General features: G+C 68.4%; 7 protein-coding genes and 1 pseudogene. 4 read left to right on the top strand and 4 right to left on the bottom strand.

The genetic code is table 11. The annotated features are described in order from the left end of the window. Window positions 1–189: 189 nt before the first annotated feature. Window positions 190–963, top strand: a complete 774-nt coding sequence (locus ACIRF9_RS52215) for a class I SAM-dependent methyltransferase (RefSeq protein ID WP_403837658.1) — start codon at window positions 190–192, stop codon at window positions 961–963. A 292-nt stretch (window positions 964–1255) separates the two neighbouring features. Then, a complete protein-coding gene (locus ACIRF9_RS52210) occupies window positions 1256–2359 on the top strand; it encodes an IS701 family transposase (protein ID WP_403837656.1) in 1104 nt (367 codons plus the stop codon). A gap of 249 nt (window positions 2360–2608) precedes the next feature. On the opposite strand, the gene ACIRF9_RS52205 is transcribed toward ACIRF9_RS52210, so the two are convergent. Together ACIRF9_RS52205 and ACIRF9_RS52200 are read right to left on the bottom strand one after the other, a co-directional pair. Further along, window positions 2609–2896 carry a hypothetical protein gene (locus ACIRF9_RS52205; RefSeq protein WP_403837654.1) on the bottom strand — a complete coding sequence of 96 codons (288 nt, stop codon included), beginning with the start codon at window positions 2894–2896 and terminating at the stop codon, window positions 2609–2611. A gap of 186 nt (window positions 2897–3082) precedes the next feature. Continuing rightward, the gene (locus ACIRF9_RS52200) at window positions 3083–4399 is read right to left on the bottom strand and encodes an MFS transporter (RefSeq protein WP_403837652.1); all 1317 of its coding nucleotides are present in this window, start codon (window positions 4397–4399) and stop codon (window positions 3083–3085) included. An 88-nt stretch (window positions 4400–4487) separates the two neighbouring features. Here ACIRF9_RS52200 and ACIRF9_RS52195 point away from each other — a divergent pair, with 88 nt between their 5' ends. Beyond that, the gene (locus tag ACIRF9_RS52195; RefSeq protein WP_403837650.1) at window positions 4488–5465 is read left to right on the top strand and encodes a winged helix-turn-helix domain-containing protein; all 978 of its coding nucleotides are present in this window, start codon (window positions 4488–4490) and stop codon (window positions 5463–5465) included. 167 nt (window positions 5466–5632) lie between these two features. Here ACIRF9_RS52195 and ACIRF9_RS52190 read toward each other — a convergent pair. Both ACIRF9_RS52190 and ACIRF9_RS52185 read right to left on the bottom strand, forming a co-directional pair. Further along, window positions 5633–6796 (bottom strand): annotated as a pseudogene (locus ACIRF9_RS52190) (IS30 family transposase). Between the two features lie 193 nt (window positions 6797–6989). Next, window positions 6990–7259 carry a transposase family protein gene (locus ACIRF9_RS52185; RefSeq protein WP_403837648.1) on the bottom strand — a complete coding sequence of 90 codons (270 nt, stop codon included), beginning with the start codon at window positions 7257–7259 and terminating at the stop codon, window positions 6990–6992. A 512-nt stretch (window positions 7260–7771) separates the two neighbouring features. On the opposite strand from ACIRF9_RS52185, the gene ACIRF9_RS52180 reads away from it, so the two are divergent. Beyond that, window positions 7772–8575, top strand: coding sequence for an IS5 family transposase (locus tag ACIRF9_RS52180; RefSeq protein ID WP_403837646.1), 804 nt, complete (start codon window positions 7772–7774; stop codon window positions 8573–8575). Window positions 8576–8677: the final 102 nt, after the last annotated feature.

Below are 8677 nucleotides of genomic sequence, written 5' to 3'. Positions count from 1 at the left end.
ATGCCAACTTCGCCCGGACCCGGTTCACTTCATGTGCATCCACACACCCACCGTGCTCCTGAACAGGCCCGACAGGAAGACCTAACGGAGTCCTACTAGAGCACTCCCCCGGGAATGGTGTGACGAACATTCATGCCAATAAACTGGTGCGCTCGGAGCAGTGCCCGGCCGCCTTCCGGGAGGTAGCGGATGACGTCGCTCGATGTTCGTGACTTCTACGACTCTCTGGCCGACGACTATCACCTGATGTTCCGCGACTGGTGGGCCAGCGCGCAGGACGAGGCCGCGACGGTCGACGCCCTGCTGCGTTCCTTGGGGGTGGAACCGCCGGCCGCCATCCTTGACTGCACCTGCGGGATCGGCACCCAGGCGGTGCCCTTGTGCACGCACGGCTACCAGGTCGTCGGATCGGACCTCAGCGAGCGGGCCGTCGCACGCGCCGCCGCGGAGGCGCGTGCGCACGGCATCCGGCTCCCGCTGCTCGTCGCGGACGTGCGCGAGGTGGCCGACGCGGTCGACCGGCGGTTCGACGCGGTGATCTCCTTCGACAACGCGCTGCCGCATCTGGTCACCGACGACGGCCTCCTGCGCGCCCTCAGGTCGATACGCCGGACCCTCACGCCGGGCGGCGTCTTCCTGGCGAGCACGCGCGACTACGACGCCCTGCTGGCCGATCGGGTGCGCGGTGTCACCCCCGTCCTGCTGGAGCGGGACGGGGTGCGGGTGATCGCCGGTCAGGCGTGGGAGTGGGCGGACGACCGACGGACCATGAAGATCCACCTGTTCCTGATGCGCGAGGAGCAGTCGGGCTGGACGACCGACATGCGCTCCACGGTCTACCGGGCGCTGCTGCGGGAGGAGTTCACGCGGGCGCTCGCGGACAGCGGGTTCGGCGAGGTCCGGTGGTACAGCGAGGCCGACAGCGGTTACTACCAGCCGGTCGTCGCGGCCCGAGCGGTGTGAAAGTGCGGTCGCAGTCCTGAGCACCGAGTCCGTACTGCTGACCGCGACCACAGACACCGCCCCTCCCCACAGCAAGTGTGCTCTGCGGTGGATCAGGTCCCGGTGCCGCTCATGCGCTGGACGCGTGACGGCATCGACACCTCTTCGACGTCGGTGACGTACCTTCCGCATCCCGTCCACCCATCACCTGTGAGCACGCCCCGCTGCGCCGCCGACCGGGCGACAGCAGCGGGGCGTGCGGTACACGAGGGCCGGGGCTGGACTGACGCCGGCTCTTCTCCAGGCTGTCGGGATGGTGCGCCAGGACGATCCGGGCCTGTGCACCGGACACCGCACACCTGATCGTCTCCAGCGGCTCCTGAACGGTGCCCGCTGGGACGCCGACGAACTTCGCGACGACCTCCAGCACTACGTAGCCGAACGGCTCGGTGAGCCCGACGGGATCCTCATCCTCGACGACACCGGCTTCCTCAAGAAGGGCACCACCTCGGCCGGCGTGCAGCGCCAGTACTCCGGCACCGCCGGCCGCACCGAGAACTGCCAGATCGGCGTGTTCGCCGCCTATGCCACCACACGCGGACGCGCCCTGGTGGACCGGGAGTTGTACCTGCCCAAGTCCTGGACCGACAACCGCGACCGCTGCCGCGCCGCGCACATTCCGGACGAGCGGACCTTCGCCACCAAGCCCGACCTGGCCAAGGCCATGGTGCTGAGGGCGATCGCCTCGCCGCTGCCGATCGGCTGGGTGACCGCGGACTCGGCCTACGGTCAGGAGTGGCGGCTGCGCCGCATGCTGGAGCAGACCGGCCTGGGCTATGTGCTCGCGGTCCCCAAGTCCCAGCAGGTGCCCCACTTCGGACGAATCGACCACCTCTTCTCCCAGGCGCCCGACGAAGCGTGGGAGAGACACTCGTGCGGTGACGGCGCCAAGGGCCCGCGCATCTACCACTGGGCCGCCCTGCAGATCACCTTCATCGAGGACTTCGACGGCGAGATGCCCACCCACCAGCGGTGGGCACTGGCCCGCCGCAGCATCAGCAAAGCCGAGGAGATCGCCTACTACCTCTGTTACGCACCGCTCGGCACCACGGTCGAGCACCTGGTCCGCGTCGCCGGGACGCGCTGGGCCATCGAGGAAGCCTTCCAGGCCGCGAAGAACGAGTGCGGCCTCGACCAGTACGAAGTCCGCCGCTACACCGGCTGGATGCGGCACATCACCCTGGCCATACTGGCGCACGCCTTCCTGGCCGTCATGGCCGCCGACGCCGCGGCAAAAGGGGCAGCAGAAACGGTTCCTGCCTCGCGCCCCTCACCGTGGCAGACGTTCGGCGGCTCCTGGCAACTGGCCACTCACCCCTCGCCGTTCACCAGCCCCTCATCAGCGCACGCGCGCTGAGATGGTCACACTGGCGCAGACGACGCCGAGCCGTCGCCCGCCGCTGTCACTCTCAGCGGCGGCTGCACACGATCGAGGGGCGGGCCCGGGAAAGAGGTCACAGGCCGGTCATCAGCCCTCTACACTCACCCAGACCGCCCCTGAGCAGGGAAAACGTCAAAGTGCTGCTGGAGTACTAGTACTCCAGCAGCGTTTCGCTATCTGGCCTGGTCAGAGGCATCGTCGGGAGTGTAGTTGGCTGCTGGCATGTCAGGGGCGGTCTTGCCGGACCACCCCTCCAACGATTGACATCGGGAACTGTCTGCGCGCTGATGAGGGCAGCCTCCCCGCGTGATCGACGACCTTGCCGACGCGACTTGGGACGGTGAACTCGACGACCTGTTCTTGCGCATCGGCCACCGTTTCGGCCGCGCCGACCTGCGACGGCGCATGCGTGACTACGTCCGCGCCCTGCTCGGCAGCCGAACCGGCCTGGGCGAAGAAGCTGAGCGACGAGGACCGGCGCGGGCTGACCGCGCTGTTCTGGTCGAACGTCAATTCCGTACGGCACCTTCCGCCTCGACATGGACAAGCGCCTCGACTTGGGGCTGCCCACCACTGTGCCGGCCCCACAGTTCAGCGGCCTCCGCATGAGCTACCGGGAGTGACTGTCTGTCAGAGAGACGTGGGGTGGGGGTGGGGGTGGGATGCGTGACGGCTCGCGGTTGACCCGCCCTGCGACGGTTACTGCGCAGGAGGACTACACGCATGCTGTTTGGTGCTGTTCTCTGATCCCGTTGAGTAGTTCGGGACGGGGACCGGGGAGGTGGACGGGTGCCAGGTGAGAATCCAGCCGGCGGTAAGCGCCACCGCGCCACCTGCCAGGGCGATTGCGCCGCCTGTTCCAATGCCTGCGGCCACCGAGCCCAAGCAAACCGGCCCGACGCCCTGTAGCGTCATGCTGCCGGAGCCGAGCAAGCCGAAGGCCTGGCCTTGGCCATCCTGCGGCAGGGCGTCCAGGAACGGCCGTTGCAGGCCGAGACCGTAGGCCAATCCGAAGCCGCAGAGCAGCAGTAGACAGGACGAGACGCCCACTCCGGGCTCGGCAGCAAAGCCGATCAGCGGCAGCCCCGCCAGCGCAATCAACGGGGCTACCAGTCGCTCCCGGGCGCGTGGCCGTAGCAGTCGACCCACCAGCAGGTCACCGACAAGCATGCCAACCGGCAGACAGCCCATCAGCACCGCGTACCAGCCGGGCGCGAAGTGGTGTTCTCCCGCGTAGGCGACGATGAGGCCTTCCGCGCCCGCTACAAACGCGGGCGGTAGCCACTGGGCCAGCATCAGTCGTCGCACTGTGCGTCCGCGCAGCAGCAGGCCTGCACCATGCAGGCTTGCACGGACGGCCCCGCTATCGCCCCCAGCGCTGCCGCGTGCGCCGCCGAACTCTCCCGGCTGCAGCCGGGGTAGCCGGATGCGGATAGCGAGCGCGCAGCCGAGGTATAGGACGGCGCTGACCGCGAGCGCCCGGCGCGGCCCGAGTGCCGCGACGACCGCACCTCCCAGCGCCAGGCCGAACAATTGCGCGCCGGAGCCAGCGATGTTGTTCAGTGACCGGCCCAGTACATAGGCGTCGCCCTTCAGCGACTGCGCGACCAGCCGACTCGACGCGCCGTGAAACACCGGTGTGGCGAGGGAGACCAGCGCCACGACACCGAGGCTTGCCGCGATCGGCATCTGCACCAGGGCGAGCAGCAGGGCGGCGGCGCACGTCAAGGCGTAGCCGCCGGTGATGAGCGCGCGGGGCGGCAGTCGGTCGGCCAGTGAGCCCAGCAACAGCGAGCCGAACAGCTGCGGGATGAAGCCGATGCCGAAGGCCAGTGCGCTCAGCAGCGGGGAGCCGGTGGCCGAGAAGACCAGAACTGTGAACGTGGTGATCCGCAGCGCGTCCGCAGTGATCGCGACGGCGCGGGTTGAGAAGAGCAGCCGGAATCGCGGCTCGGCCAGCACCTCCCGGTAGGTGGCACGGTGGTTGCCCTGTGCGGGCTCGGCGGTTGGGGTCATGACGCCCAGCCTCGCCGTGCGCCCACGCTACTCACCATTGATTCGTCGCTGGACGAATCGGAACCACGTCCTGCGGTAGCATGGCAGAGTGCTGCGCTTCGAAGTCTCCGTCGAGGACCTGTTGCGCAGCCGGTTCGCGCTGTCGCCCGCGCTGGACCTCTGCCTGCTGCTGCGCTCGCTCATCGGCCAGGGCCAGCCGCTGCCGCGAGCTTGGGCCGCCCGGCTCCTGCCGGCCTTTGAACGGCTGCGCCGCGAGACCGAACTGGACGCCGCCCTCGCTCTGCAGGCCCCGCACGGCGGACCGAACTTCGTCGCCCCGCCCCCGCGCGGTCTCAACCAGACCTGGACGGACGACCTGGCCATGATCAGGGCCGCGCCGCTGGAAGCGGCCCGCCGCGAATTCGCCACTACCGCGACCGGCCCGTCCGCCCGCGATCCCCGCGTACGCGCGGTGCTGGACTCGCCCGACGCCGTCTCCAGGATCGCCGAGGCGATGGACCAGGCATGGCACGAGCTGCTCGCTGCGGACTGGCCGCAACTGCGCGCGATCTGTGAGCGCGATGTCGTGCACCGGGTGGGTGTGATCGGCGAACACGGATGGGCCACGACCATCGAGAGCCTGCACCCGGGCATCGCCTGGCACGCAGGCGGTATCGAGATCGACTTCTTCCGAGGCGGAACAGTCCGCCTCACCGGCGACGGGCTCCTGCTGATCCCTTCGGTCTTTGTCGGGCATATCGCAGCCCACCTGGAAGACCCCTGGCCCAGGACCTTGGTCTATCGTGCCCGCGGCACCGCCGCCCTGTGGGGCGAACAGGAAACCGTCCCCCAACCGGACACGCTGACCGCTCTGGTCGGCCGGGCCCGAGCCCGGTTGCTGTTGGCGCTGGACGCCCCGGCCAGTACCAGCCACCTCGCCCGAAGCCTCGCCATGGCACCCGGCGCGGTAGGAGACCACCTCGCCATCCTGCGAGGCGCGGGGCTGCTCGTCCGCGCCCGGTCCGGACGGTCAGTGCTCTACCGGCGCACCCCGCTCGGCGAGGCGCTGGTCGCCGGTTCGGGCTGAGGGCTCGGATCAGCACAGCAGCTCTACGACCAGCAGCTCGTCCGACCCCCCGGCGTCCAACGCTTGACTTCCACCAGGTCATGAAGAACGTCGTCCAGGACAGACCGCTGCCCGAATGGCCGCACCCTCGCCCCGGCCGCCCCCTCTCTCGGCAAACGATGGCGGGCTCAAGCGGTCAGCGCATCACCGCTGTTCAGAAGGTCAGCGTAGACCTCTGCCGGAGTGCGGTAGCCGTGGATCTTGCGAGGACGGTGGTTGAGCTCGTGGGCGACGGCGTCCAGGTCGACCTGGCTGAACCTGCGGAGGTCCGCGCCCTTGAGCAGGTACTGGCGCAGCAGCCGGTTGATCTTCTCGTCGGTGCCGCGCTGCCACGGGCTGCGCGGTTTGCAGAGGTAGTTCGGCATGCCGGTCTCAGCCGTGATGGCCTGGTGTTCGGCCATCTCGCGGCCGCGGTCCCAGGTGAGCGTCCGCCGCAGCTGGGGCGGGATACCGAGCAGGCTGCAGGTGAGGTGCGGGGCGACCTGCTCGGCCTTGATGCCGTCCGGTAACGCGACAACGGCGGTGTAGCGGCTGGTGCGCTCGACGAGCGTCGCGACCGCCGGGCCGTGTGCCCATCACAAGATCGCCCTCCCAATGGCCCGGGACAGTGCGGTCTTCGACTTCTGCAGGGCGGGCGCTGATGGACACCATGCCCCGGATGACGCCCCGCCCAGTGGGCCGACGGGCAATCTTCGGTCGACGCATAGGACGGGTTGTCCGCAGCCGCTGGGTGAGGTTGCGGTCGATCGCCCGACGGCGTCGCGGGTCGTAGAGCGAGAGGTAGATCGCCTCGTGCGAGACCTGCATGGCGACGTCACCGGGAATTGTCGCCGCAGCCAGCCCGCGATCTGCTCCGGCGACCAGCACAGCGCCAGCTTGGCCTCCACCAGCGAACGGAGAGCAGGTCGTTGGGCGAGTTTGGCCGGCTTGGGCCGGCGCCCGCGCGCGTAGGCGGCCGCGTCTGCGGATGCGGCCCGGTAGCGGGCCCGGCCGCCGTTGCGGGCAATCTCCCGGGAGACGGTCGACGGTGACCTGCCCAGCCGCCGCGCCAGCTGCCGGGCAGACTCGCCAGCCGCGATACCGCGGGATATCTCCTCGCGTTCGCTGCCGGTCAGATGCCGCGTTGACCGCCGCAGTGGCGCCTGGCGGACGCCCCCACTCTGGTGCAGCAACCGGCGGACGTGGTGCATCGGCGCCCCGAGCGCCCGTCCCATCAAGCTCAACGACTGTCCCTCACGCCAGCGTCTCCAGATCTCGTCCTGCTGAGCCGGCGAAAACCCGTAGTCACGCACCTGTTCCTCCACGACCACATGATCATCCGTGGTGGTGCGTTGATCACTTGAGGGTGCCAACGAATGACGACAGGTGTGGCTGGCGCCCAATGAGTCGTGTTCATCTTGAACGTGCAGGTCACGGGGGTGGCATGGGTGGGTGAGGTCATGCTCGTGCTGGTCGGCGGCGGCTGTCTGCGGTGAAGATCGTCGTTCAGCGGGCGATCGCGTGCCAGTTGAGGACCATCAGCGAGCGGACGAGCCGGGTGGCCGACTTCACGTCGAGGCGGAGCCGGGTCAGTACGCGCCAGTTCTTCAGGTGGGCGAAGTCGTGTTCGCAGACGGCTCGTTCTGCGGCGATCAGCTGGTTGACCTGCTTCTTCGCGGGCGGGAGCTTCTTGCCCTTGGGCTTCTTGCAGATGGTGATGACCGCCGGGTCGCTGCTGTCGTCGCCACCACCGTCGAGGCCGACGAAGCCAGTCACCGAGAATTTGGTGGATTGGCCGGTCGGCCCGCAGTGGCGTCGGAGCAGCCTGCCATCCACTGCTGGGATGGTTCCCTTCCGCTTCGTGTGACGTACTCCTCACACACCGTTGATTCATCTTGGCCGGCTCTGTAGCCCTCCTCGTACTGCTGCTGGTATCTGCCTTTGCACCCGGACACAAGCAGCAACGGAACAACCAGAAGGGCAACCATGTATCCCTTCACATGCTTGGTGGAGCCCAGCCGGCCGAACCGCGCGACCGCACCGGGCTCATTCTTGACGTGAAGAAACGGGAGGGCTCCATCGTCCATGCGGCTCACCCTTCCAGAACACCCCTTCACCGGGGCGAGTTCGCCTGGTGGTGAGGTGGCTGTTACCAGGAGCGAGGATCGTCCACGTCGCATCACCTCTGCTGCAAGTGGGCGAAAACCAGCAGTCCCTAACTGATCGTTTCAGAATGAGTTCAGCTGTGGGTCTTGTGCTCCATGATCTTGGTCGGCAGGGTGTCCGGGGTGCGTGCTGATCTTGTTCCGGATGACCTGTGGGAGCGGGTGACCCCGCTTCTGCCGCCCGAGCCCGCACGGCGCCATCGCTACCCGGGTCGCCTGCGTGTTCCCGACCGGGCCGCCCTCGCGGGCGTCATGTACGTGTTGCGGACCGGTGTCGCCTGGCGTGATGTCCCTGCCGAGACCGTGGGCTGCTCCGGGGTGACGGCATGGCGCCGGCTGCGAGACTGGACCGAGGCCGGTGTCTGGCCGCGCCTGCACGCCGCCCTGCTCACCGAACTACGCCGCGCTGGCCTTCTCGGCCTGGACGACTGCGCCATGGACGGGTCGCATGTCCGGGCCCTGAAAGGGGGAATCACGTCGGCCCCTCGCCCGTCGACCGCGCCCCGCTCCAAACACCATCTAATCGTCGACCGTCACGGCACGCCGCTCGCCGTCACGCTCACCGGCGGGAACCGACATGACGTCACCCAGTTGCTGCCGCTGCTGGACGCCGTCCCAGCGATTCGGGGCCTACGAGGACGCCCCCGCCGCAAGACCCGACGCCTGTACGCCGACCGGGGCTACGACTTCGACAAGTACCGCCGTCTGCTGTGGAAGCGCGGCATCAAGCCGGTGATCGCCCGACGCGGCGTCGCGCACGGCTCCGGACTGGGCAAGGTGCGCTGGGTGGTCGAGCGCGCCTTCGCCTGGCTGCACCAGTTCAAGCGGCTCCGCATCCGCTACGAACGACGCGCAGATCTCCACCAGGGCCTGCTCGAACTGGCCTGCTGCCTCATATGTCTTCGCCGCCTCCGAACTTCATTCTGAAAGATCAGTAACTGGCTGTTCTCTATCCGCTCGGGTGGTCGGTGGGGTTCGAACAGGGGCCTGGTTCGGGTGAGTCGGCCGATGCGGATGCATGGAAGAAGG

This window comes from Streptomyces sp. NPDC096132 (assembly GCF_044763345.1).
Classification (GTDB): Bacteria; Actinomycetota; Actinomycetes; order Streptomycetales; family Streptomycetaceae; genus Streptomyces.
Note: the sequence above shows the minus strand (reverse complement) of the source record. Positions and strands in the feature narration are given on the sequence as shown.

Excerpts from the sequence above, each read along its gene's own strand:
- ACIRF9_RS52215 (WP_403837658.1), top strand. The coding sequence starts at position 190 with ATGACGTCGCTCGATGTTCGTGACTTCTACGACTCTCTGGCCGACGAC.
- ACIRF9_RS52210 (WP_403837656.1), top strand. The coding sequence starts at position 1,256 with ATGGTGCGCCAGGACGATCCGGGCCTGTGCACCGGACACCGCACACCT.
- ACIRF9_RS52200 (WP_403837652.1), bottom strand. The coding sequence starts at position 4,399 with ATGACCCCAACCGCCGAGCCCGCACAGGGCAACCACCGTGCCACCTAC.